This window comes from Bradyrhizobium sp. SZCCHNS30572 (assembly GCF_032484415.1).
In the GTDB taxonomy this organism is placed as follows: domain Bacteria; phylum Pseudomonadota; class Alphaproteobacteria; order Rhizobiales; family Xanthobacteraceae; genus Bradyrhizobium.
The window spans coordinates 183,147-207,065 of sequence record NZ_JAUESY010000010.1 but is presented as its reverse complement, the minus strand read 5'-3'; the positions used below and the strand labels follow the sequence as shown (position 1 = coordinate 207,065).

20 protein-coding genes are annotated in these 23,919 nt (G+C 65.5%); 3 read left to right on the top strand and 17 right to left on the bottom strand.

The features are described 5' to 3' along the window. Positions 1–98 precede the first annotated feature (98 nt). The 10 genes from QX048_RS28070 to QX048_RS28025 all read right to left on the bottom strand — a co-directional run bounded on the left by QX048_RS28070 (position 99) and on the right by QX048_RS28025 (position 13,599). On the bottom strand, positions 99–2,021 hold the full coding sequence (locus QX048_RS28070; RefSeq protein WP_315749695.1) for a potassium transporter Kup: 1,923 nt from the start codon (positions 2,019–2,021) through the stop codon (positions 99–101). A gap of 151 nt (positions 2,022–2,172) precedes the next feature. Further along, the gene (locus tag QX048_RS28065; RefSeq protein ID WP_315827469.1) at positions 2,173–4,071 is read right to left on the bottom strand and encodes a potassium transporter Kup; all 1,899 of its coding nucleotides are present in this window, start codon (positions 4,069–4,071) and stop codon (positions 2,173–2,175) included. Between the two features lie 279 nt (positions 4,072–4,350). Then, positions 4,351–5,181: a flagellar motor protein MotB gene (locus QX048_RS28060; protein WP_315714498.1), complete on the bottom strand. Its 831-nt coding sequence runs from the start codon at positions 5,179–5,181 to the stop codon at positions 4,351–4,353. 36 nt (positions 5,182–5,217) lie between these two features. After that, positions 5,218–5,991 carry a motility protein A gene (locus tag QX048_RS28055; RefSeq protein WP_315714499.1) on the bottom strand — a complete coding sequence of 258 codons (774 nt, stop codon included), beginning with the start codon at positions 5,989–5,991 and terminating at the stop codon, positions 5,218–5,220. A gap of 163 nt (positions 5,992–6,154) precedes the next feature. Then, positions 6,155–6,517, bottom strand: a complete 363-nt coding sequence (locus tag QX048_RS28050; protein WP_315749694.1) for an Hpt domain-containing protein — start codon at positions 6,515–6,517, stop codon at positions 6,155–6,157. Then, positions 6,514–8,703 carry a hybrid sensor histidine kinase/response regulator gene (locus QX048_RS28045; protein WP_315827371.1) on the bottom strand — a complete coding sequence of 730 codons (2,190 nt, stop codon included), beginning with the start codon at positions 8,701–8,703 and terminating at the stop codon, positions 6,514–6,516. Before QX048_RS28045 ends, QX048_RS28050 begins: the two co-directional genes overlap by 4 nt. Positions 8,704–8,992: 289 nt before the next feature. Beyond that, positions 8,993–9,712: an RraA family protein gene (locus QX048_RS28040; protein WP_315827370.1), complete on the bottom strand. Its 720-nt coding sequence runs from the start codon at positions 9,710–9,712 to the stop codon at positions 8,993–8,995. Positions 9,713–9,821: 109 nt separating this feature from the next. Next, on the bottom strand, positions 9,822–10,712 hold the full coding sequence (locus QX048_RS28035) for a phosphatidylcholine/phosphatidylserine synthase (RefSeq protein WP_315827369.1): 891 nt from the start codon (positions 10,710–10,712) through the stop codon (positions 9,822–9,824). Positions 10,713–10,800: 88 nt separating this feature from the next. Beyond that, entirely contained in the window at positions 10,801–11,535 is a 735-nt protein-coding gene (locus QX048_RS28030) for a phosphatidylserine decarboxylase (protein WP_315827468.1), read from the bottom strand. A gap of 93 nt (positions 11,536–11,628) precedes the next feature. After that, on the bottom strand, positions 11,629–13,599 hold the full coding sequence (locus QX048_RS28025; RefSeq protein ID WP_315827368.1) for an ABC transporter ATP-binding protein/permease: 1,971 nt from the start codon (positions 13,597–13,599) through the stop codon (positions 11,629–11,631). A 244-nt stretch (positions 13,600–13,843) separates the two neighbouring features. On the opposite strand from QX048_RS28025, the gene QX048_RS28020 reads away from it, so the two are divergent. Further along, entirely contained in the window at positions 13,844–14,446 is a 603-nt protein-coding gene (locus QX048_RS28020) for a TIGR00730 family Rossman fold protein (RefSeq protein ID WP_315749687.1), read from the top strand. Positions 14,447–14,450: 4 nt separating this feature from the next. On the opposite strand, the gene QX048_RS28015 is transcribed toward QX048_RS28020, so the two are convergent. The 4 genes from QX048_RS28015 to cysS all read right to left on the bottom strand — a co-directional run bounded on the left by QX048_RS28015 (position 14,451) and on the right by cysS (position 18,580). Continuing rightward, complete coding sequence (locus tag QX048_RS28015; RefSeq protein ID WP_315749685.1) at positions 14,451–14,828, bottom strand: VOC family protein; 378 nt, start codon at positions 14,826–14,828, stop codon at positions 14,451–14,453. 115 nt (positions 14,829–14,943) lie between these two features. Next, positions 14,944–16,557 (bottom strand): citramalate synthase, encoded by a 1,614-nt coding sequence (gene cimA / locus QX048_RS28010; RefSeq protein ID WP_315827367.1) that lies wholly within the window; start codon positions 16,555–16,557, stop codon positions 14,944–14,946. Next, positions 16,554–17,057 carry a GNAT family N-acetyltransferase gene (locus QX048_RS28005; protein WP_315714508.1) on the bottom strand — a complete coding sequence of 168 codons (504 nt, stop codon included), beginning with the start codon at positions 17,055–17,057 and terminating at the stop codon, positions 16,554–16,556. The genes cimA and QX048_RS28005 overlap by 4 nt, the downstream gene beginning before the upstream one ends. A gap of 113 nt (positions 17,058–17,170) precedes the next feature. Then, entirely contained in the window at positions 17,171–18,580 is a 1,410-nt protein-coding gene (cysS, locus tag QX048_RS28000; RefSeq protein ID WP_315827366.1) for a cysteine--tRNA ligase, read from the bottom strand. Positions 18,581–18,969: 389 nt separating this feature from the next. Here cysS and QX048_RS27995 point away from each other — a divergent pair, with 389 nt between their 5' ends. Beyond that, positions 18,970–19,278 (top strand): hypothetical protein, encoded by a 309-nt coding sequence (locus tag QX048_RS27995; protein ID WP_315714511.1) that lies wholly within the window; start codon positions 18,970–18,972, stop codon positions 19,276–19,278. A gap of 153 nt (positions 19,279–19,431) precedes the next feature. Next, positions 19,432–20,589 carry a DUF2865 domain-containing protein gene (locus QX048_RS27990; protein ID WP_315827365.1) on the top strand — a complete coding sequence of 386 codons (1,158 nt, stop codon included), beginning with the start codon at positions 19,432–19,434 and terminating at the stop codon, positions 20,587–20,589. A gap of 22 nt (positions 20,590–20,611) precedes the next feature. Here the strand turns inward: QX048_RS27990 and QX048_RS27985 are convergent, their stop codons facing one another. The 3 genes from QX048_RS27985 to QX048_RS27975 are packed head-to-tail and all read right to left on the bottom strand — an operon-like array spanning position 20,612 to position 23,754. After that, positions 20,612–22,000, bottom strand: a complete 1,389-nt coding sequence (locus QX048_RS27985) for a nitrilase-related carbon-nitrogen hydrolase (RefSeq protein WP_316200786.1) — start codon at positions 21,998–22,000, stop codon at positions 20,612–20,614. A 12-nt stretch (positions 22,001–22,012) separates the two neighbouring features. Further along, complete coding sequence (locus QX048_RS27980; protein WP_316200785.1) at positions 22,013–22,366, bottom strand: diacylglycerol kinase; 354 nt, start codon at positions 22,364–22,366, stop codon at positions 22,013–22,015. Next, entirely contained in the window at positions 22,366–23,754 is a 1,389-nt protein-coding gene (locus tag QX048_RS27975) for a class II 3-deoxy-7-phosphoheptulonate synthase (protein WP_315714515.1), read from the bottom strand. Before QX048_RS27975 ends, QX048_RS27980 begins: the two co-directional genes overlap by 1 nt. Positions 23,755–23,919: the final 165 nt, after the last annotated feature.

Genomic DNA, 23,919 nt, shown 5'->3' with positions numbered 1-23,919 from the left:
TTCAGCCGGGCCGTATCGGCCCTGATCCGGCCGCCAAACTCACCCCAGACGCTACGAAAATCAAGCGCTTCGGCACGCTGACGGGATGGGTCTCGAGCTCAGATCGTGACCTGGGTGCCGACCTCCACCACCCGCCCGCTCGGGATCTGGAAATAGTCGGTCGCATCGTTGGCGGAGCGGCTCATCGAGATGAACAGGTGATCCTGCCAGCGCGGCATGCCTGAATGCGCAGCCGGCTTCAGTGCACGGCGCGACAGGAAGAACGAGGTCGACATGATGTCGAACTGCCAGCCGAGCTTGCGCGCGATCGCCAGGGCGCGCGGCACGTTGGGCGATTCCATGAAGCCGAAGCGCAACGTCACCTTGGAAAACGTCGGACTGATCTGCTCGAGGCGAACGCGTTCGGACGGCTCGATGCGCGGCGTCGGCGCGGTCTCGATCGTCAGGATCACGTTCTTTTCGTGCAGCACCTTGTAGTGCTTGAGGCTGTGCATCAGCGCGGTCGGCGCGCTCAAGGGATCGCTGGTCAGGAACACGGCCGTGCCGGCCACCCGCTGCGGCGGACGCTTCTCAAGCATGGTCACGAGATCGGCGAGCGGGAATTCGAGCTTGCGCGACTTGTCGAACAAGAGCCGGCTGCCGCGCCGCCACGTGTACATCAGCGTCATCACGAAGCCGCCCAGCGCCAGCGGCACCCAGCCGCCTTCGAACACCTTCAGGAGGTTCGCCGCCAGGAAGGTCAGGTCCAGGAACAGGAACGGCGCAATCAGCGCGGCGGCCGCGAACGGCGACCACCGCCAGACCTTCCAGATCACGACGAAGCCCATCATGGCCGTCACGACCATGGTGCCGGTGACCGAGATGCCGTAGGCCGAGGCCAGCGCGCTGGACGACTTGAACATCAGCACGAGCAGCATGACCGAGATCAGCAGCAGCTTGTTGATGCGCGGAATGTAGATCTGGCCCGAATGCGCCTCGGAGGTGTGACGGATCTCGAAGCGCGGCAGCAGGCCGAGCTGGATCGCCTGCCGGGTCAGCGAATAGGCACCGGTGATGACGGCCTGGCTCGCGATGACGGTCGCCATGGTGGCGAGCGCGACCATCGGGATCAGCGCCCAATCCGGGAACATCAGGAAGAACGGGTTCTCGATCGCCTTCGCGTCGGCGATCACCAGCGCCCCCTGCCCCAGATAGTTGAGCGCCAGCGACGGCAGCACGATGAACAGCCAGGCGGTCTGGATCGGCCGCTTGCCGAAATGGCCGAGGTCGGCATACAGCGCCTCGGCGCCGGTGACGGCCAGGAACACCGCGCCGAGCGTGATGAAGCCGATGATCCCGTGATGCAGCATGAAGGTCACGGCATGCAGCGGGTTGATCGCCCACAGCACCTCCGGATGGTGCAGGATCGGCGGCAACGCCGCGATCCCGATCACCAGGAACCAGATCAGCATGATCGGGCCGAAGAACGCCGCCACCTTGGCCGTGCCGCGCACCTGGACCGCGAACAGCATGACCAGGATGATGACCGTGAGCGGCACGACGTAGGGATCGAACGCCGCCGTCACCAGCTTGATGCCCTCGATCGCCGACAGGACGGACAGGGCCGGCGTGATCACCGCGTCGCCATAGAACAGCGCGCCGCTGACGATACCGAGCAGAACGATGACGCTGGCGCCGCGCGTGACCGCGCGCTGGGCGAGCGCCATCAGCGCCAGCGTTCCGCCCTCGCCGTGGTTGTCGGCGCGCAGCAGGATCACGACGTATTTGAGGGTCACGACGACGATGAGAGCCCACAGGATGAGCGAGATCACCCCCATCACGGCGTGAGGCGCAGGTTCGCCGCTGCTGCTCGCAGCCATGACCGCTTCGCGCAACGCGTACAGCGGGCTGGTGCCGATGTCGCCATAGACGACACCGATGCTTCCCAGTGTCAGCGCCGCGAAGCTCGCCGTGGAATGGGCGTTGCCATGCCCGTTGGTCGCCGGCGCTTCCGCGGGCGTAGCTGCGACGTCGACTGTCATGGGGTAGCCCCCTCGAGGACTCGTTAATGCTTCACTGCACAACGCGGCAGAGCGCGCGGCTTATAGCGGCAGCGCGTTGCGACGGACCTGTCGGGAATGCGCCTCAGCCATGCATTTAGGCATACATGAGACATCAGGGAAGACCAACCGATCAAATCGTTACCTGGGTACCCACCTCGACGACCCGGCCCGTGGGAATCTGGAAATAGTCCGTGGCGTCGTTGGCCGACCGGCTCAGACCAATGAAGAGATGGTCCTGCCAGGTCGGCATGCCCGACTGGGACGATGGCTTCAACGAGCGGCGCGAGACGAAGAACGACGTGGACATGATGTCGAACTGCCAGCCGAGCTTGCGCGCCACCGCGAGCGCGCGCGGCACGTTCGGGGATTCCATGAATCCGAAGCGCAGCCGCACCTTGGAAAACTTCTCGCTGATCTTCTCCATGCGCACGCGCTCCGAGACATCGACCCGCGGCGTCTGCGCGGTCTCGATGGTCAGGATCACGTTGTGCTCGTGCAGCACCTTGTTGTGCTTGAGATTGTGCAGCAATGCGGTCGGCACCGAGGTCGGATCGCTCGTGAGAAACACCGCCGTGCCCTTGACGATGTGAGGAGGCCTCTTCTCCAGGCTGGTGATCAGGTCATCCAGCGGAACCTCGATTTTGCGCGTCTTGAGCACCAAGATCGCCGAACCACGACGCCAGGTCCAGATCGTCACGACCATCGCGGCACCGAACAGCAGCGGAACCCAGGCTCCTTCGAGGAGCTTCAGCAGGTTGGCGCTGAAGAAGGTCATATCGACGATGACGAAGGGAGCGATCACGGCAGCCGCCACGGCCGCACGCAAGTTCCACAGCTTCCAGATCACCACGAAGCCCATGATGCCGTCGGCGACCATGGTGGTGGACACTGCGATGCCGTAGGCGGAGGCGAGATTGCTCGAGGTCCGGAACAGCAGGACCAGCAGCAGCACGCCGATCAGCAACAGCCGGTTGACCCGCGGCAGATAGATCTGGCCGGCATGGCTCTCCGACGTATAGCGCACCTCGAAACGCGGCAGCAGGCCGAGCTGGACCGCCTGGCTGACCAGCGAATAGGCGCCCGTGATCACGGCCTGGCTCGCGATGACAGTCGCGGCGGTGGCCAGCACCACCAGCGGCAGCAGCAACAGTTCAGGCACCATCCGGTAGAACGAATTCTCGATCGCGGCGGGATCGGACAGCACCAGGGCGCCCTGCCCGAAATAGTTGATCAGCAGCGCCGGAAGCACGAAGAACAGCCAGGCCGACTGGATCGGCTTGCGGCCGAAATGACCGAGATCTGCGTAGAGCGCCTCGCCGCCGGTGACCGCGAGGAACACCGCGCCCAGGGTGACCAGGCCGATCGTGCCGTGCGAGAGCAGGAACTGCACCGCATAATAGGGATTGATGGCCGCGAGCACCGAGGGGTCGTCGCGGATGTGGACCAGTCCCATCACGGCGAGGGCGGTGAACCACGTGACCATGACCGGGCCGAAGGCGGAGGCGACGCGCGCCGTCCCCTTGCTCTGGACCGCGAACAGCACGACCAGGATGAACACGGTCAGCGGCACGACATAATGCTCGAGCGCAGGCGCGGCGAGCTTGAGGCCTTCGACCGCCGACAACACCGAGATCGCCGGCGTGATCATCGAGTCTCCGATGAACATCGAAGCGCCGATCACGCCCAGCGACATCAGGAACAGGCTGCGCCGACCCAAAGCCCGCTGTCCGAGCGCCATCAGCGACAGCGTTCCGCCCTCGCCGTTATTGTCGGCGCGGAGCAGCAGCAGGACGTATTTGGCTGTCACCACGATGAACAGCGACCAGAGGATCAGCGAGAGCACGCCGAGCACGATGATCCGCGACACCGGGTGCCCCTGAGCAGCGCCGTGCGCGGCCTCGCGAAAGGCGTAGAGGGGCGAGGTGCCGATGTCTCCGAACACCACGCCGATGCTGCCTAGCGTCAGCCCCCAAAACCCCGACGTGCTCGCGGTGTCTTGTCCTTCGGTCGATGTCGCGCTGGCCGTCATGTGCTCGGAACGCATCTTCCCTGTTTGGCCCGGCGCGTGTGAACGTAGACCGTTCGCAGGTCAAGTCTCTACCGTAAGCAGACCTATGTTCCCAGCCCGCAACCAAACGGCACGGCTGACACAGATGTCGCATGCCGCATCGCGGCAAGTGCCTTTAGCCCAAGCACCCTGAGGCAGATGTCGGATCTGCCTCAGGCGAATCAAGTGCCTGCTGATGCTCCTCGTTGCCGTTCGCAGTCGCCCGTGCGGCAATATGATGCGGGAAGCGAAGCGTCCCGGCTACGGCTTCAGATCGGGCGGCAATGGCGGGTCTTCCCGCATCAAGGTGATCGTCACGCGGCGGTTGGCGGCCAGCGAGGGATCGTCCGGGAACAGTGGCTGGCTATCCGCCTTGCCGGAGACCGCGTAGATGTGGCTCGCCGGCAGCCCTTCCCGCTCCAGGATCTGGCGTACTGCGTTGGCGCGGTCCGCCGACAGGTCGAAACCATCATAATCGCTCCGGGCGGGAACGAAGCCGGCGGCCGTGTGCCCGGTGATCTGGACCCGAAGCGGTGTCGCCTTGAGCGGTGCGGCCAGCTTCTCGATCAGGCGTCGCGTGCGGTCGAAGGGCACCTTCGAGCCATCCGCGAACATCGACCGCCCGTCCTGGTCGACGATCTCCAGGTTGAGCCCCTGCTTGGTCTCTTCGAACATGATGTGCTTGGAGATCTCGGTCATCTCCGGCATGTCCTGCAGCGCCTGACGCAGCGAGGCAGACGCCAGCGCGAACTGGCGATCGATCTTCAGCTTGGCGCCATTGGTATGCTGGCGCTCCTCCTGCTCGGGGCTGGGCTCGCGCGCGGTCTCCTCCGGCGAGATGTGGGCGGCGTTCTTGAGCTTCGGCCGGGTCGGCAGGCCGTCGGATTCCACGATGCCCGAATAGCGCGACTCGGACTGCACGCCGAAGGCGTCGCGCATCGAGCCTGCGACGACTTTCAGCTTGTTGTTGTCCATGGTCGAGAACGCGACCAGCATCACGAAGAAGCTGACCAGAAGTCCCATCAGGTCGGCAAAGGTCACGAACCAGCCGTGACCGCCGCCATGCGCATCGCCCCTCTTCTTCTTGGCCATTGCCTACCCCACCCCGGATCGCCCCGCCGCAGCCGATCAGGCCGGCACGGGCTCGCCTTCGGCGTGGCGATGCTTCTCAGGCAGATAGGCCAGGAGCATTTCGCGGACCAGGGCGGGGCTCTTGGAGTCGCGGATCATCAGGATTCCGTCGATGATCAGCGTCCGGTTGGTTTCCTCGTCCAGCAGCTTGCCATGCAGCTTGTCGGCGATCGGCAGACAGATCAGGTTCGACACCAACGCGCCGTACAGGGTCGCGAGCAGCGCGGTCGCCATGAACGGGCCGAGCTTCGAGGGGTCGGTCATGTTGGCGAACATCTGCACCATGCCGATCAGCGTGCCGACCATGCCGAACGCCGGGGCGCAGTCGCCGATGGCGCGATAGATCTTGCTGCCTTCGTCGAGGTGCATCAGGAAATTGTCGCGGTCACGCTCGAGATTGTCGCGGATGAATTCGAGGTCGTAGCCGTCGGCCACGTAGCGGATTCCCTTGGCGAGGAACGGCTCGTCGGTCTCGACCTTTTCCAGGCCGACCGGGCCCTGCTTGCGCGCGATCTCGGCAATGCGGGCGAGCTCGTCGACGAGCTCGCGGGCCGACAGGCGGCTCATGGTGAAAGCGTACTTCATTCCAAGCGGAACGCCGTGCAGCATAACGCCCAGCGGGAAGCGAATCATGGTGGCTGCGATCGAACCGCCGAAGATGATGATTGCGGCGTGCTCGCTGACGAACATCTCGAGATCGCCGCCCAGCAGCATCATCGTCGCGATGACGATCACGCCAGCCACGAGCCCCGCACTCGTCATAATATCCATGAGTCAACTCCACCCGCGTACGCAAACCACGACCCTGCCGGACCGACGCGGTGCTTCTGGACCGCATGTCACGAGACTAGATGTCCGCCATTAAGGACGAGTTACTGAATTCGGTAGGCATAATGAAAGGTAAACAGCAGCGCCGCAGACCACGCCGACTCGCTCAAGCGGCTGAGGATCCGGACTTGAGCAGGTTCGCCGCGGCGAAGACGGCCGACTGATCGAATGATCGCTGCATCTTGTGGACCATCTCCAGCATCTGCGCCGGCTCCATCGTCGCCGATCCCACCTCGAGTTCGCGCGACAGGCGCGACAGCGCCGAGAAACCGAACGTCGCCGACGAGCTCTTGATCGAATGCGCCTCACGCCTCAGTTCGAGGCGATCCTCGAACTTGGCCGCAAGCGTGCCGAACTTTCCGGACGTATCGTCGAGGAACGTGCGCAGGACCTCCAGCGCATCCTCTTCGCCGAGCTCGGAGACCAGGATCTGATAGACGGATTCGTCGAATTGCACCCAGTCGGTCATGCGACAAGCCTTTCCTTGTGTGTAGCAGCGGCCGCGCGAAGCAGAGCGGCATTCAGTCGATCGCGCGTGACCGGCTTGGTCACGAAGTCGTTCATGCCGGCGTCCGTGCAAGCCAGATGATCCTGGCTGGTGGCGTTGGCCGTCAGGGCAACAATGTAGATGTCCTGGGCGGGCGGCGGCAGCGAGCGGATCATCCGCGTCGCCGTCAGCCCGTCCATCTCGGGCATCATCATGTCCATCAGCACGAGATCGTAGGCCTGCCTCTGCACGGCCGCGATCGCCTGGGTTCCGTTCTCGACGATGTCGTAGCGGTGACCGAGCTTGTCCAGGAGCTTCTTGATGACGAACTGATTGGTCAGATTGTCCTCGGCAACGAGGATCTTCAGCGGCTCGAGGCTGCCCGGACGTTCCTCGGCGATCGTCTCACCGACCGGCACGATGGTCGCCTCGGGCGCGCTCACCTGCTCGACGTCCGGCTGCGTCTGGACCTGGATCGAGAAGGTGAAGGTGCTTCCCTCCCCCACCTTGCTCTGCACCGTGATGTCGCCGCCCATGCAGGTGACGAGGCGCTTGCAGATTGCGAGCCCCAGACCGGTGCCGCCAAAGCGGCGCGAGATGGAATTGTCGACCTGCGAGAACTGCTTGAACAGCCGGCTGACGGCGTCTGCGGGAATGCCGACGCCGGTATCGGCGATCGAGAACACCAGCGTCAGGTGCGGCCCGGCAAGGTTCTCGGCACGGACATCGATATGGACGCCGCCCGATTCGGTGAATTTGAGCGCATTGCCGACCAGGTTGAACAGCACCTGGCGCAATCGCGCGGGATCGCCGACCACGTAGTTCGGCACTTCCGGCGCGATCGAGGTCGTCAGCTGCAGACCCTTTTCCTTGGCGCGGGACACCAGCAGCTCGGCGGTCGCCGTCACCGACCGGTGCAGGTCGAACTCGATGTGCTCGATCTCCAGACGATCGGCATCGAGCTTGGAGAAATCGAGGACGTCGTTGAGCAGCTGCAACAGATAGTCGGCCGACTCGCGCAAGGTGGTCGCGATCTTGCGCTGCTCCGGCGCGAGGTCCGCCGACAGCAAGAGATCGGCAAGGCCGATGACGCCGTTCATCGGCGTGCGTATCTCATGGCTCATCATCGCCAGGAATTCGGAGCGCGCCCGCGTACCTGCCTCGGCGGCATCACGCGAGGCGGCAAGCCCCGCCTGATAGCGCGCAATCAGGATCGTGATGATGCCGATGACCACCGTCAGCAACGCTCCGACCAGCAGATCACGATCGCGGTTGAGCTTGAAGGCGCTGAAGATCTCCTCGGAGGCCTGACCGACGATGACCACCAGCGGCAGATCCTTGATGCGCTGGAACGAGTAGATGCGCGTGACGCCGTCGATCAGACTTTTGAAGGTGTAGAAGCCGCTGCTTCTGTGCTGAATGGCGCTCATCACCGGGCTGCCGGCGAGCGAGGATCCGACGCCCCCCGGACCCGCAGAGGCCCGTGCGCGCACGATGCCGTCGAGACCGAGCAGTGTGACATTGCCCTTCTTGCCGAGATCGACCGAATTGTAGAAGCTCGACAGATATTCGGGGTCGAGCGAGACCACCACGACGCCGCCGAACGAACCGTCCGGCATGATGATGCGGCGGGTCAACTGGATCGACCATTTGTTGGAGACACGGCCGAAGATCGGCTTGCTGATGAAGAGAAAATCATCCTTGCCGTCGGCATGAACGCGGAAGTGCTCGCGGTCGCGCAGGTCGAGGCCCCGCATCTTCGGATCGATGTTGCTGGACAGCATGATGCCGTCCTTGCCGATCACGACGACCTGAAACGAGAAGTCGGACAGGAACTGGCTGTTCTTCGACCATAGCGACATGTCGAAGTTGTGCGGGTCCCTGGCATAGGAGTCGCGGACGTAGAGCAAGGTCTGATCTGCCGCGCGGATCGAGCGGATGATCTGCTCCTCGAACGCGCGGGCCAGATTGGCGCCGTTCTTAAGCGCCGACTGCTCGGTGCGCGTATACTCTTCGGAGATCGTGTAGAAGATGCCGGCCCACACCAGGGCGATCGCCGAGAGGCCGATCGCGGCGCTGCCGAAATGTCCGATCAGCCGAACCATCTTGTCGACGGTCCGGTCGAGCCGCCCGAACAACGGCCCGGATTTCGATATCAGCCTGCGCATGTCCATCGCCCTCGGGCGACATGCCTATCGGGACAGGCTAGCCATCAGGTAAAGCTTGATGGATAAAATCTTCTCAACGAGCGACGGCCGCTTAACCTTCGGCGAATTCCGGCCTGTTTGCGGGTAATTCGTCACCGTGTGCGATATTTTCGGCGGAAGGTCAGCCGTCACCCCGTAGTCATCCGGATGCGGTTGCAGCGTCGCAGTTCGGCGAGCGCCCTGCGCAAGGCCGGCGGGCCGCACCGCCGCGCGGCACGGCTCGCCCATTGGGACCGGAGCGAAGCGGCGCTCAATGAATCTCCGCCGACCGCTTCAAGGCGGCCTTGAGCTTCTCGAGCGAGAAATCCGCAGACCGCGCAATCTCCAGGATCGGCGTTTCACGGCGCGCGCACAACTCGGCCGCCTCGGGAAGCTTCGCCGCGATGTCGGCCGGGATGACGATCGCACCATGGCGATCGGAGTGGATCAGGTCGTCCGAGCGCACGGTCATCCCGGCGACGCGGACCTCGCCGCCGAAGCTCTCGGCATGCACCCACGCATGCGACGGACCGATCGAGCCCGCCAGTGCCTGGAAGCCGGCAGCCCATTGCGGGATGTCGCGGATCGATCCATCGGTGATCACGCCGAGGCAGCCGAGCGCCTTGTGGACGTTGCTCTGTACCTCGCCCCAGAATGCGCCGTAGCCGATGTCGGGGCCGTCGATATCCTGGATCACGACGATGCGGGGACCATGACCGGTGCCGACATATTCGTAGTAGTCGGTGCGCCGCCTCGCCTGCTCCTCCGCCGGCAATCCCGATTTGACGACGGACCGGATCGTCGCCGTCCGCGCGTAGCCGACCATGGGCGGCAGATCGGGAAACGGACACACCAGCGGCTTGGTCGTGTAGCCGATCAGGCGCCGCTCGGGCGCCACGATCTCCATCGCGTTGCAGATGGTCGGCGTATCGTAGCGCGCGAGCGCCTCGAGGACGGAAGCAGCGAGGGGCGCGGCGGCAATGCTTGTCACGGGCGTTTTCTCCGGATGATGCGGACGGCATTCGCGGCCGTCCTTGGCCATCCGGTATAACTGAGGCGCCCAAGCCGGCAAAGCGCGCGCCGGGTCTTGGGCCCTGCGCTCAGTGCAGCCGTTCCGGCGGCCGCTGCCCCTGCTCCACCGCTGGCGCGCCGGTCGGCGCAAAAGCCGTCGCGGATGAAGACGAGGCGTGCGACGCTGCAGCCGCGGCACCAAGGACCGCGGCGTGCCGCGCCGCCTGGTGCCGATACAGCCGCCAGCCGAACGGAAGGCTCAGGATGTAGAGGATCGATCCGGCCGACAGGATGTGCCAGGGATAGACCACCAGCAGCGCCACGAAGAACACCACCGAGGCGAACACTGGCAGTACGAGTTCGGGCGAGACGCGCATCCGCGTGGTCTTGCCGGAGAACACCGGCAGCCGCGACACCATCAGGAAGGCGATCAGCAGGGTGTAGAACGCCGTCACCAGCGCCGGCGGCCTCGGCAGGTCCAGGAACGCCAGATAGACGGGCAGCAGCACGGTGATGGCGCCGAGCGGTGCCGGCACGCCGGTGAAGAAATTGGCGGCGAAGGGCGGTTTGTTGGGATCGTCGATGCTGGCATTGAAGCGCGCCAGCCGCAGGCCACCGCTGATGGCGTACATCATGGCGGCGATCCAGCCGCCGTCGCGCAGCTCATGGAGCTGCCAGAAATACAGGATCAGGCCCGGCGCCACGCCGAAATTGACGAAATCGGCCAGGCTGTCGAGCTCGGCGCCGAACTTCGACTGGCCCTTGATCATGCGGGCGATGCGGCCATCGATGCCGTCCAGGAAGGCGGCAAAGACGATGGCGCCGACCGCGAGCTCCATCCGTCCCTCGGTCGACAGCCGGATCGCGGTCAGGCCGGCGCAGATCGCCAGCAGGGTGATCATGTTCGGCACCAGCAGCCGCACCGGGATCGGGCGGAAACGGCGGCGGCGCAGTTCGGGAGAGTTCACGTCGAAGCTCATGATCATACCACGTGTGGTTTGGGCCGGAACCTTGTGCCTGAACACAGCTCAAGGTCCCCTTAATGGGTCACCAGCGGGCAGCGACGGTTCACTGGCTCCGGAACGTCAGGCCGGGCACGGGGACGTCGAAATCGGCCAGGATCGTCTCGCCGGCAATGGCCGTCTGCCCCTCCGAGACCAGAACGTCCGTGCCGTCGGGGAGATAGACGTCGAGCCGCGAGCCGAAGCGGATCAGGCCGAAGCGCTCGCCAGCCCCAATGGTCTGCCCCTCGCGCACGAACGACACGATCCGGCGCGCCACGAGGCCTGCGATCTGGACCACGCCGATGCGGCCATGCGGCGTCGAGATCGCGAGCGAGTTGCGCTCGTTGTCCTCGCTCGCCTTGTCGAGCTCGGCATTGATGAAGGCGCCCGGACGGTAGGCGATCTTCTCGATCCGGCCGGCCACCGGGCTGCGGTTCACATGCACGTTGAACACGCTCATGAAGATCGAGACCCGCAGCAGCGGCCGGTCGCCGAGGCCGAGCTCGGCCGGCGGCAGGGCGCGCGTGATCATGGAGATGCGCCCGTCGGCCGGCGCCACCACCAGCCCTTCCCGCTGCGGCGTGACCCGGATCGGGTCGCGGAAGAACAGCGCGCACCAGACGGTGAGCAGCGTGCCGATCCAGCCGAGCGGGGTGAATATCCAGAACAGGATCAGGCTGACGAGGGCAAATCCCCCGATGAAAGGATAACCTTCCGGGTGGATCGGCGGGATCTGAGCGCGGATGGAATTGCTGATCGACATGGCCTGCTTCGTTGAGTGTTGTCGCTCTGACCTCAGAGCGGACCGCCGCCTTGACTAGGTCGATGGCCGGCGAAGGTCAAAATGAATCCTTAATGCATTCTTGAGTTCAGATCAGGGCGGTTCGCGGCATCATTCGGCGGCACTCGCCACCTGTCCGGTCCGATCGGGCCCGGCCGCGTCCGGCTCGCTCCGATCCGGCGGATTGCGGTTCGGCGCCCCCGCATCGTCGCCGATCTGCGCCAGTTTTTCGCGCGCCTCCTCAGCCTCGCGCTGCCGGTTCCACATGCCGGCATACAGCCCGCCTTTGGCCAGCAGCTCGGCATGGGTGCCGCGCTCGGCAATTCGCCCCCGGTCGAGCACGATGATCTCGTCGGCCGCCACGATGGTCGAAAGCCGGTGCGCGATCACGAGCGAGGTACGATTGCGCGACACACCATCGAGCGCCTCCTGGATCTCGTGCTCGGTATGGCTGTCCAGCGCCGAGGTCGCCTCGTCCAGCACGAGGATCGGCGGCCCCTTCAGGATGGTGCGGGCAATCGCAACGCGCTGCTTCTCGCCACCGGAGAGCTTGAGGCCGCGCTCGCCCACCTGGGTCTCGTAGCCCTTCGGCGCCATCCGGATCAGACCGTCGATCTGGGCCAGCCTCGCTGCCTCCTCGACGGCGGCGTCGTCCGCATCCCAGCGTCCGTAGCGGATGTTGTAGCGGATGGTGTCATTGAACAGCACGGTATCCTGCGGGACCATCCCGATCTGGGCGCGCAGCGACACCTGGGTAACGTCGCGGATGTCCTGGCCGTCGATCAAGATGCGGCCGCCGGAGACGTCGTAGAGCCGAAACAGCAGCCGCGAGATGGTCGACTTGCCAGCACCGGACGGCCCCACGATCGCGACCGTCTTGCCCGCCGGCACCTCGAAGCTCAGCCCCTGCAGGATCGGCCGCTCCGGCTCATAGGCGAAGCGGACATCGTCGAAGCGGACATTGCCAGAGGTGACCACCAAAGGCGTCGCTCCGGCCGCGTCCTTCACCTCGGCATCGCGCGTGAGCACGCCGAACATCTTCTCGATGTCGATGATCGCCTGCTTGATCTCGCGATAGACCATGCCCATGAAGTTCAGCGGCTGGTAGAGCTGGATCATCATGCTGTTGATCATGACGAAGTCGCCGACCGTGTTGCGTCCCTGACGCACGCCCTGGGCGCACATCAGCATGGCCACCGTCAGCCCGATCGTGAAGATCACGGCCTGCCCGGCGTTGAGCACCGCGAGCGAGGTATAGGTCTTCACGCTGGCCCGCTCGTAGCGCTCCATGGAACGGTCATAACGCTCGGCCTCGCGCGCCTCGGCGCCGAAATACTTCACTGTCTCGTAGTTGAGCAGCGAGTCGATGGCCTTGGTATTGGCATCCGTATCCGAGTCGTTCATGCGGCGCCGGATCTCGATGCGCCACTCGGTCGCAATGTAGGTGTAATAGAGATAGGCCGCGACCATGGTGAGCGTGACCAGAACGTAGCGCCAGTCGAACTGCCACAGCAGCACCGCCGTCAGCAGCGAGACCTCGACGATGGTCGGGATCAGCTGCAGGATCACCATGCGCACGATGGTCTCGATCGCGTTGCGGCCGCGCTCGAGCACGCGGGTCAGGCCGCCGGTCTTGCGCTCGAGGTGAAAGCGCAGCGACAATTCATGCATGTGGACGAAGGTGATGGTCGCGAGCTTGCGCACGGCATGCATGGCGACGCGGGCAAAAATACCGTCGCGCCACTGCGTCAGCACCGCCATCAGCACCCGAATCCCGCCGTAGCTTGCCGTCATGACGATCGGCGAGGCCACCAGCCAGAACGCCCAGTTATCGGGCGCGATCGGCGCGGTATTGGCGCCGGTCAACGCGTCGATCGCCCATTTGAAGGTGAAGGGCAGGACCAGCGTCGCGACCTTGGCCACGATCAGCAGCACCACCGACCATAGCACGCGCATCTTCAGGTCGGCGCGATCGCGCGGCCAGATGAAGGGCCACAAGTGGCGCAGCGTGCCGGCCAGCGTTCCCTGCTCGAGGGACGAAGGCTGGTTGGCGGCTGGTTCGGAGGAGGAATCGGGCGGCATCAAACGTTCTGGAGCAGCGAGTGTTTTGGCATGTTGTGATGCCGGGCGTTGCCTGCGTCATATAGAGTGTCCGGGCGCCGGATGCACCGGTACGTCGACGGAATCCGTTGCCGCGGCGCAGTATTTGCATACTTGTTTTCGGACAAATGGACCCATTCAGCCTGCATCAATCCGTGAAAGCCCGCGAATCCACGTCCTCCGCCCTCGTCTTGACGCCTTTCAACTGCAGTGTCACACCGCTCCAATGACTGAAATCCGCACCGTTTGCGTCTATTGCGGCTCCGGCCCGGGGACGAATCCCAGCTTCATCGAATCGGCGAAAGCACTCGGCAAGGCGCTTGCCGAGAACGGCGTCAGGCTCGTCTATGGCGGCGGCTCCATCGGCATGATGGGCGCGGTTGCCAAGGCCGTGCTCGACCATGGCGGCGACGTCACCGGAATCATTCCGGACTTCCTGGTGAAGAAGGAAGTCATGATGCCGCTCAAGGATCTCATCATCACGCCCGACATGCACGAGCGCAAACGGCTGATGTTCGAGCACTCCGACGCGTTCGTGGCGCTGCCCGGCGGCATCGGCACGCTCGAGGAGCTCGTCGAGCAGCTGACCTGGAAGCAGCTCGGACGCCACGCCAAGCCGGTGCTGATGGCCAATATCGACGGCTTCTGGGAACCGCTGTTCGGGCTGCTCGCGCACATGCGCGAGACCGAGTTCATCCGCCCCGGCTTCCAGATCGAGCTGCTCAGGGCCGAACGCGTCGAGGACATCCTGCCGCGCCTGCGCGAGGCCGCCGCCCGCGTCGCCAAGGAAGAGACCGAGATGGCGCCTGAGATCGCCAAACGGCTCTGAGCCCCTACTCGCTCGGGAATGTGACCGCCTCGATCCGGTTGCCATCGGGATCAAGCACAAAGGCCGCATAATAGCGCACGCGATCATGCGGCCGCAGTCCTGGCGCACCGTCGGAAACTCCGCCCGCCTCCAACGCCGCCGCGTGAAGCGCATCGACCTCCGCCGTGCTCCTGGCTCGCAGGCACACATGAGAGCCGGTGTCGGCCGGCACGCGCGCCATGGCGGGGCGTAGATTGATCCAGAATTCCGGATAGGCCTTGCCGAAGCCGATGGTCGTGGGACGCTCGATCAGCCGCGTCAGCCCGAGCGGCGCCAGCGCACGCTCATAGAACCGCGCGCTGCGGACGAGATCGCTGACACCGACGGAGACGTGGTCGATCATGCGTTTGCTCCTGGCCTCTCCAGGTCATTGCGAAGAGCGAAGCGACGAAGCAATCCGGAATCGCGCATTCAGGCCTGGATTGCTTCGCTTCGCTCGCAACGACGGATGCATCATCTCACCCCTTCGCGCCGGACTTCACCAGCTTGTAGAATACCGAATCCATCAGCGCCTGGAACGAGGCGTCGATGATGTTCGGCGAGACGCCGACCGTGGTCCAGCGCTCTCCCTTTTCGTCCTCGCTCTCGATCAGCACGCGCGTGACCGCCTCGGTGCCGCCATTGAGGATACGGACGCGGTAGTCGATCAGCTTGAGGCCGTCGATGAAGCCCTGGTACTTGCCGAGATCCTTGCGCAAGGCGACGTCGAGCGCATTGACCGGGCCGTTGCCTTCCGCCGCCGAGATCAGCCGCTCGCCAGCGACGTCCACCTTGACCACGGCCAGCGCCACCGTGACGCGTTCACCGAGCGCGTTGTAGCGCTGCTCGACATTGACGTCGAACTGCTCGACCCGGAAATACTCCGGCACCGAGCCCAGCGTACGCCGCGCCAGCAGCTCGAACGAGGCGTCGGCGGACTCGTAGGCGTAGCCCGCGGCCTCGCGCTCCTTCAGCTCCTCGACGAGGCGCGTCAACTTCGGATCGCTCTTGCTGAAGGGAATGCCGCCGCGCTCCAGCGCCGCGATGACGTTGGATCGTCCGGCCTGGTCGGAGACCAGCACCTTGCGATGATTGCCGACGCGCTCGGGCAGGACGTGCTCATAGGTCTGCGGATCCTTCAGCACGGCCGAGGCATGAATACCGGTCTTGGTGACGAAGGCGCTCTCGCCGACATAAGGCGCGTGCCGGTTCGGCGCACGGTTCAGCATGTCGTCGAGCGTGCGCGAGACCTTCATCAGGCCGGCGAGCTGCCGGTCCGATACGGCGATCTCGAACCGATCCGAGAACTCCGTCTTCAGCTTCAAGGTCGGGATCAGTGAGCACAGATTGGCATTGCCGCAGCGCTCACCGAGTCCGTTCAAGGTGCCCTGGATCTGCCGCACGCCAGCGCGGACCGCGGCAAGCGAGTTCGCCACCGCCTGCTCGGTGTCGTTATGGGCGTGGATGCCGAGGTGATCGCCCGGCACGTGCTTCACGACCTCGCCGACGATCAGCTCGATCTCGTGCGGCATGGTGCCGCCATTGGTGTCGCACAGCACGACCCAGCGCGCGCCGGCCTCATAGGCCGCGCGGGTGCAGGCCAGCGCGAACTCCGCATTCTCCTTGTAGCCGTCGAAGAAATGCTCGCAGTCGAGCATCACCTCGCGCCCCGCAGCCTTCGCGGCCGTCACGCTGTCGCGGATCGAGGCGAGATTCTCCTCGTTGGTGGTCTCCAGCGCGACGCGCACCTGGTAGGCGGATGACTTCGCGACGAAGCAGATCGCGTCCGCCTTGGCCTCCAGCAGCGCCGCCACGCCCGGATCGTTGGACACCGAGCGTCCCGCCCGGCGCGTCATCCCGAAGGCGGTGAAGCGGGCGTGGCCGAGCTTCGGCTTGGCGGCGAAGAACTCGGTGTCGAGCGGGTTGGCGCCGGGATAACCGCCCTCGACATAGTCGATGCCGAGATCGTCGAGCATGCGCGCGATGGCCTGCTTGTCGGCCAGCGTGAAATCGACACCGTTGGTCTGCGCGCCATCACGCAGGGTGGTGTCGAACAGATAAAGCCGTTCCCTGCTTGTGCCTGCCCTGCTCATGCCTGCGCTCCCCCGGAGCCGAGCGTCTTCTTCATCGTCGTGTTGGCGAGCCACTCGCCATTGATGGAGACGCTATTGCGCTGCTGCGCGACGTAGCCGCGCTTGCGAAAGAATTCGACCGCCGTGTCGCTAGCGTCGACCGACAGACCGGTCGTGCCGCGCGCGCCCGCCAACTTTTCCAGCGCGTCGCATAGCAGGGCCCCGACGCCCTGCCCGGCCGCATTCGGATGGACATAGAGCATGTCGATGTGATCGTTGCCCTTCAGCGCGGCGAAGCCGACCGGCGAGCCCTGCAGGGTCGCAATCAAGGTGAGCTCGGATGCCAGCCTCTTGCCAAAACCCGTCTCATCCTCAGCAGCGGACGCCCAGGCCTCCTGCTGCTCCTCGCTGTAGTCATCACCGGTCAATTGCTGGATGCTGGCGACGAAGATCGCGGCCAGCACCGGCGCATCAGCGGGAAGAAACGGCCGCAGCGCGGGCCTCGGGAGAGCCTGTCCCATGCGTCACCACATGCCATAGAGTTTCGTGACCAGCGCCACTGCGCCCGCGATCAGCACCAGCTTGAGCAGGATGTAGTACAGCCAGTGCCGCGGAAACGGGGTGTCGGGCTTGCTCATCGCGCAATCTCCCAGGTCGTGACCGGCTTGCCGTCGGCGCCCTTGCCGTCCTTCAATACGATACCCATCGCGGCGAGTGCGTCGCGGAGGCGATCGGACTCCTTGAAGTCCTTGCGCGCCCGGGCCGCGGTACGCTCGGCGATCAGGGTTTCGACCTTGGCGGCGTCGACGCCTTTGGCCTGCTGCTTTCGCGCTTCCCATCGCGCGACGGTGTCCGACAGGAAGCCCGCAAAGCGGAGCGAGCCGGCAAAGGCCGCGCGGTCCGTCTCGCCGCCGGACGCCGCACGGCTCCGCAACGCGTGCAGCTCTGCGATCATCAGCGGCGTGTTGAGGTCGTCGACGAGGGCGGCGATGATCTCGGGCCCCGGCTGCTCACCCGGCGCATCGGCCACGACGCGATACCAGTCGTCGAGCGTCTTCGCGCTCTCCTCCAGGCCCTTGACGGTCCAATCGGCCGGCGAGCGATAATGCATCTTGAGCATGTTGAGGCGCAGCACCTCGCCAGGCCAGTCCGCCAGCAGGTCGCGGATGGTGACGAAATTGCCGAGGCTCTTCGACATCTTCGCGCCCTCGACCTGGACGAACTCATTGTGCAGCCAGTAGTTCGCCATCACCGACGTGCCGTGCGCGCAGCGCGACTGCGCGATCTCGTTCTCATGATGCGGGAAGATCAGATCGAGTCCGCCGCCATGGATGTCGAAGACCTCGCCGAGATAGGCTGCGCTCATCGCCGAGCACTCGATGTGCCAGCCCGGCCGGCCGCGGCCCCACGGGCTGTCCCAGCCCGGCTCGTCCTCCGACGACTGCTTCCACAGCACGAAGTCGGCAGGATTCTTCTTGTGCGCATCGACGGCCACGCGCGCGCCGGCGAGTTGCTCGTCGAGCCTGCGGCCCGACAGCGCGCCGTAGTCCGGCATCGACCGGGTGTCGAACAACACCTCGCCGCCCGCCTCATAGGCGTGGCCACGCGCGATCAGTTGCTTGATCAGGCTCACCATATCCGCCTTGCCATCAGGGCGCGGCAGCACGAACTCGGTGGCGCGTGGCTCGAAGGTCGGCGGCAGGCTGCCGAGCGCAGCCGCGTCGCTGCGGAACTGATTGGCCGTCAGCTCCGTCACCTTCCGGATCGCCTCGTTCAGCGGCAGCCCGGGAAAGTCGCGCGCGGCGCGGGCGTTGATCTTGTCGTCGACGTCCGTGATGTTGCGGACATAAGTGACGTGATCCTTGCCATAGAGATGCCGCAGCAGCCGGAACAGCACGTCGAAGACGATCACGGGCCGCGCATTGCCGATATGGGCGAAGTCGTAGACCGTCGGTCCGCAGACATACATGCGGACATTGTTGGGATCGAGCGGCACGAAGGGGCGCTTCTCCCGCGACGCGGTGTCGTACAAACGCAAGTCCATGGTCCGTCCCCGAATGCCCTGTGCTCACCGCCCCGCCGGACCGACAGTCCATGACGAAGCGAAACGGGTGTCCTACGCCGCACGACCGCCCGCGAGCGGGCCGCCACGGCACGAATCACACTTCCGACCTGCCGGCCGGGCGTCCTGATCATCTCTGTTGAGAAAAGACGGCCTCAGCCAGCGAATCGCTAGCGCGTAATCTCGCGGCAAATGCAGCAGATGGCGAGGAAACCGTTCATGAAACTCACCATGCTGCAGCAGACTGTCTCCGTCAAGAGCCGCAAAACGGCCGTTTTCACTGCCCAAATGCTCGCGCCCCGCCTCATGGTTAATCATTTTTAAGCTTTTGGGCCTAACCATGAGTTGTCTCCTACACCCACCGGTGCACCATGCGAATCTCCCCGGCGCTGCTCGCCTGCTGTGTTCTCCTCGCCGCCGCGACCACCGCCACGGCGGAGAGCCGCATCTTCATCATCGCCAACGAAGCCGACGGCTACGGCGTCGACCAGTGCCTCGCCAAGGGCGACCGATGCGGCGCCTCGGCCGCGCGGTCGTACTGCCAATCACGGGATTTTGCACAGGCCTCCTCCTATCGCCGCGTCGACCCCGATGAAATCACCGGATCGGTGCCGAAAGCCGGCGCAAACTGCGCCCGTGGCGGCTGCAGCGACTTCGTCGCGATCACCTGCCAGCGCTGAGACGGCCGGGAACGGCGGTTCCCGCCACCCCGGCGCCCTGGAAACGACGTGACGATGCCCGACAAAGCGGCTATGGGATGCCCGCCGCTGCCGCGATTTTTCCGAATTCTGTGCTAGTCCCGCGGCTGCACCCATGGACCGGAATACCGCATCTTGATCGCATCCCTGTCTCCGCGCCTGCTGGCCGTGTCTGCGCTGCTCGGACTGACCCTGACCGGCTCGCTCGCCCTCGCGCAATCCAGCTCCGATTCCTATGCGCAGATGCCGCCGGGCCCGCCCGGACCGCAGGCCGGCGTCAATCCGATCTGTCCGCGCCTGGAGGCGCAGCTCGCCACGATCGATCGCGGTGGCGGCGATCCCGCGCGTGAGGACCAGATCCGGCGCTATCAGGATGCTGCCGCCAAGCAGCAAGGCGAGCTCGACCGCGTCAGCATGCAGGCCAAGCGCATGGGCTGCGACAGCCCGGGCTTCTTCTCGATCTTCAACGGCCGCTCGGCCGAATGCGCCCCGGTGAACAACCAGATCCAGCAGATGCGGTCCAACCTGGACCAGATCATGAGCAGCCTGGAGCGGCTCCGTGGCGGCGGGTTCGGCGGCGAGCGCGACAACCAGCGCCGCTCGGTGCTGGCAGCCCTCGGCCAGAACAATTGCGGCCCGCAATATCAGCAGTACGCTAACGCCAATCGCGGCGGCGGCGGCGGCAACTTCCTGACCAGCCTGTTCGGCGGCGGTGCCGACAGCAATCCCGCCGCATCGCTGCCGCCGCCGAGCGCCGATCTCGCGGCGCCGCAGGGCACCTACCGGACCGTGTGCGTGCGTAGCTGCGACGGCGCCTATTTCCCGATCTCGTTTGCCACCGTTCCCGGCCGCTTCGCCGACGACGAGCGCGCCTGCAAGGCGCAATGCCCCGCCGCCGACGCGACGCTGTTCACCTATCGCAATCCCGGCGAGGACATGAACCAGGCGGTCTCGGTCAACGGCCAGCCCTACACCGCGCTGCCGAACGCCTTCAAGTATCGCACCGAGTTCAACCCGAGCTGTTCCTGCAAGGCGCCCGGCCAGACCTGGGCCGATGCGCTGAAATCGATCGACGACCGGGCCACGGCCGCCGAGCAGGGCGACATCATCGTCACCGAGGAGAGCGCCAAGCGGATGCAGCAGCGCCAGACCGGCAAGCCGCCGGCGAACGCCGCCCGCAAAGGCGCTGCGCCGGCCGATGCGGCAGCGCCCGCGACCGCGGACGCCACGACGGGCGCCGGTGGCGACAAGCAGATCCGCACGGTCGGACCGACCTTCATTCCGGCGCGTTGAGCGAGATCGCCGGGCCATCGGGTCATCCTTCGAACGCATCTGAGGACGCGCGGCCAGCGAGATCGGGCGACATAACTTCGCCCGACGGTCCCAGCGCGTTCGCAGGCTTCCAACGATTGCGCAGCGCTGCGAGACGAACGATCTCGGCCTGGGACACGCCGTCGACGAGAGTGGCACCGCCAGTCGCGTCACCGATCTCGCAGCCATGCAGGTCCGACGTCTTGCGAGGCACGACCGCGAGCCCACCGGAGAGGCTCGCCAAGGCCAGCAGCAGCGAGCCGCGCACGCGCGCCAAAAGAGCGTGACGGGCGTTGCCCGCCAGCGGACCGGGCAGAACCGCCTCGAAGCCTGCCACTGCCGGTGCGATCGGCAACGTCTCGGCGGTGACGCCGAAGCGCGCCGCGACTGCAATAGCCGGCGATTCCTGCGGCAGGTCGAGCCCGGACAGCACCACGCCGCGTACCCTCGCAGCTCCGAGCGCATCGACGGCCATCGCCAATGACAGCGCGGATTCGATGCCTCCGGTCAGAGCCAGCACGATGCCGGTGAAGCCATGCTTCTCGACGTGGTCGCGCAGGCCGAGCACGCGGGCCGCGTAGTCCGCCTCATCGCCCTCGCTCGGCGTGGTGACCGGTCCCCGGCACTGCCAGCCGTCGTCTCCCCTGCTCCATGCCAAGGTCGTGACTTGATCGACGAAGCCCGGGAGCTGTGCCGCCACCGAGAGATCGGCGTTCAGCGCAAAGGACGCGCCATCGAACACCGCGCCATCCTGACCGCCGACCTGATTGAGCCAGACGAGCGGCAGATCGCTTTCGGTGACGCGGGCCACGGCGGCCGAGAGGCGCCGGTCGCCGCCGCTGCGCAGGTAGCATGAGCGGCTCGGCACGACGATGAGTTCGGCCCCGGTTTCCGCCAGCGTCTCGATGACGTTTTCGGAGTTCGAGGATTCTTCGGGCGAAATGTCTTCGCCGATCGCGACGCCGATGCGGACGCCCCGCACGCTGAGCGGGCCGGCCACCGGGCCGCGCATGAACACGCGCTTCTGATCACTATCGGCCAGGTTGGCCTTGAAGCGCGTCGCGACGATGCGGCCGGTGTCGAGCAGCACGCAGGCATTGTAGAGCTTGCCGTCGTCGATCCAGGGCGTGCCGATCAGCACAGCCGGCCCGCCATCGGCGGTCTCGCGCGCGAGAGCCTCGATCGCGGCCCGGCACGCGGCCTGAAATGCCGGCTTCAGCAACAGGTCCTGGGATGGATGCCCCGCCAGGAACAGCTCCGGCAGCACCACGAGATCAGCGCCGTCGGCCGCCGCCCTCGCCCGCGCCTCGCGCGCCTTCGCGGCATTTCCCGCGATGTCGCCGACCGTCGGGTTGAGCTGGGCCAGCGTGATCCTGAAGATGTCAGCGGCCATCGCTCAACTCATTCAAAGCAGCCCGAGCCGCTCGGCGATCGCGAACAGCCAGAAGCAGCCCGACATCAGCAGCGCGACGCCGACGGCGGCCGAGCCGAGATCCTTGACCCGGCCGATCTGCAGATCGTGCTCGGTGGTGAGGCGGTCGGCGAGCTTCTCGATCGCGGTGTTGAGCAGCTCGACGACCAGCACCAGCACCACCGCGCAGACCAGCTCGACGCTTCGCATCGGCGTGACGCCGATGACATAGGCCAGCGGCAGCGCCAGCAGGAATGCGACGACCTCCTCGCGCACCGCCTGCTCGGAGCGCAGCGCGAAGGCCAGGCCGTTGCGCGAGTTGACCGTCGCGCGCCACAGACGCAGCATCAGAAGCCCGCGACGGCCGGCATCGGTGCGGTCTTGCCGCCGCGCTGCTGCTTCAGCAGCTCGGCGATCAGGAACGCCATGTCGATCGACTGCTCGGCGTTCAGCCGGGGATCGCACACCGTGTGATAGCGGTCGTTGAGATCCTCGTCCGTGATCGCGCGCGCGCCGCCGATACATTCGGTGACGTCCTTGCCGGTCATCTCGAGATGGATGCCGCCGGCATGGGTGCCCTCCGCGGCATGCACCGCGAAGAACGCCCGCACCTCGGATACGATGCGATCGAACGGCCGCGTCTTGTAGCCCGAGGTCGAGGTGATGGTGTTGCCGTGCATCGGATCGCACGACCACACCACCTTGCGCCCTTCCCGCTGCACCGCGCGGATCAGTCCCGGCAGATGATCGCCGACCTTGTCGGCGCCGAAGCGGTTGATCAGGGTCAGCCGGCCCGGCTCGTTGTCGGGATTGAGGATGTCGATCAGCTTCAGCAGCTCGTCCGGCTTCAGCGACGGGCCGCATTTCAGGCCGATCGGGTTCTTGATGCCGCGGAAATATTCGACATGGCCGTGGTCGAGCTGGCGGGTGCGGTCGCCGATCCAGATGAAATGGCCCGAGGTCGCGTACCAGTCGCCGGTGGTGGAATCGACCCGGGTGAAGGCCTGCTCATAGCCGAGCAGCAGCGCCTCGTGGCTGGTGTAGAAGTCGGTGGCGCGCAGCTCCGGATGGCTCTCGAGGTCGAGGCCGCAGGCGCGCATGAAGTTGAGCGCGTCCGAGATGCGGTCGGCCAGCTCCTTGTAGCGCCGCGACTGCGGGGAATCCTTGACGAAGCCGAGCATCCACTGATGCACGCTGCCGAGATTGGCGAAGCCGCCGGTGGCGAACGCGCGCAGCAGGTTCAAGGTCGCCGCCGACTGCCGGTAGGCGTCGAGCTGGCGCTGCGGATTGGGGATGCGCGCCTCGGGCGTGAAGGCGGTGTCGTTGACGATGTCGCCGCGATAGCTCGGCAGCTCGACGCCATTGATCTTCTCCGTCGGCGACGAGCGTGGCTTGGCGAACTGGCCGGCGATGCGGCCGACCTTCACCACCGGCACCGCGCCGGCATAGGTCATGACCACGGCCATCTGCAGCAGTACGCGGAAGAAGTCGCGGATGTTGTTGGCGCCGTGCTCGGCGAAGCTCTCGGCGCAGTCGCCGCCCTGCAACAGGAATGCCTCGCCCGCCGCCACCCGCGCCAGCGCCTTCTTCAGGTTGCGCGCCTCGCCGGCGAACACCAGCGGAGGGAAGGTCGCAAGCTGCGCCTCGACCTCGGCGAGCGCCTTCTGGTCGGGATAGTCAGGCACCTGCTGCACCGGCTTGGACCGCCAGCTCTCCGGGCTCCAGCGCTCGGTCATGGCTCTCTACTCCCTCTCGGCAACTGCACGCCAAATTCCCCGCGCGGCGGCGCGCGCCTTATACACAGCCTGCCCCCGTGCCGCCACTTGGAATTTAGGGCGCCGACACAAGGGCTTGCACCACCACCCGAATTTGACTTTGCTGCGGAAGGGCAAGTGATGGGA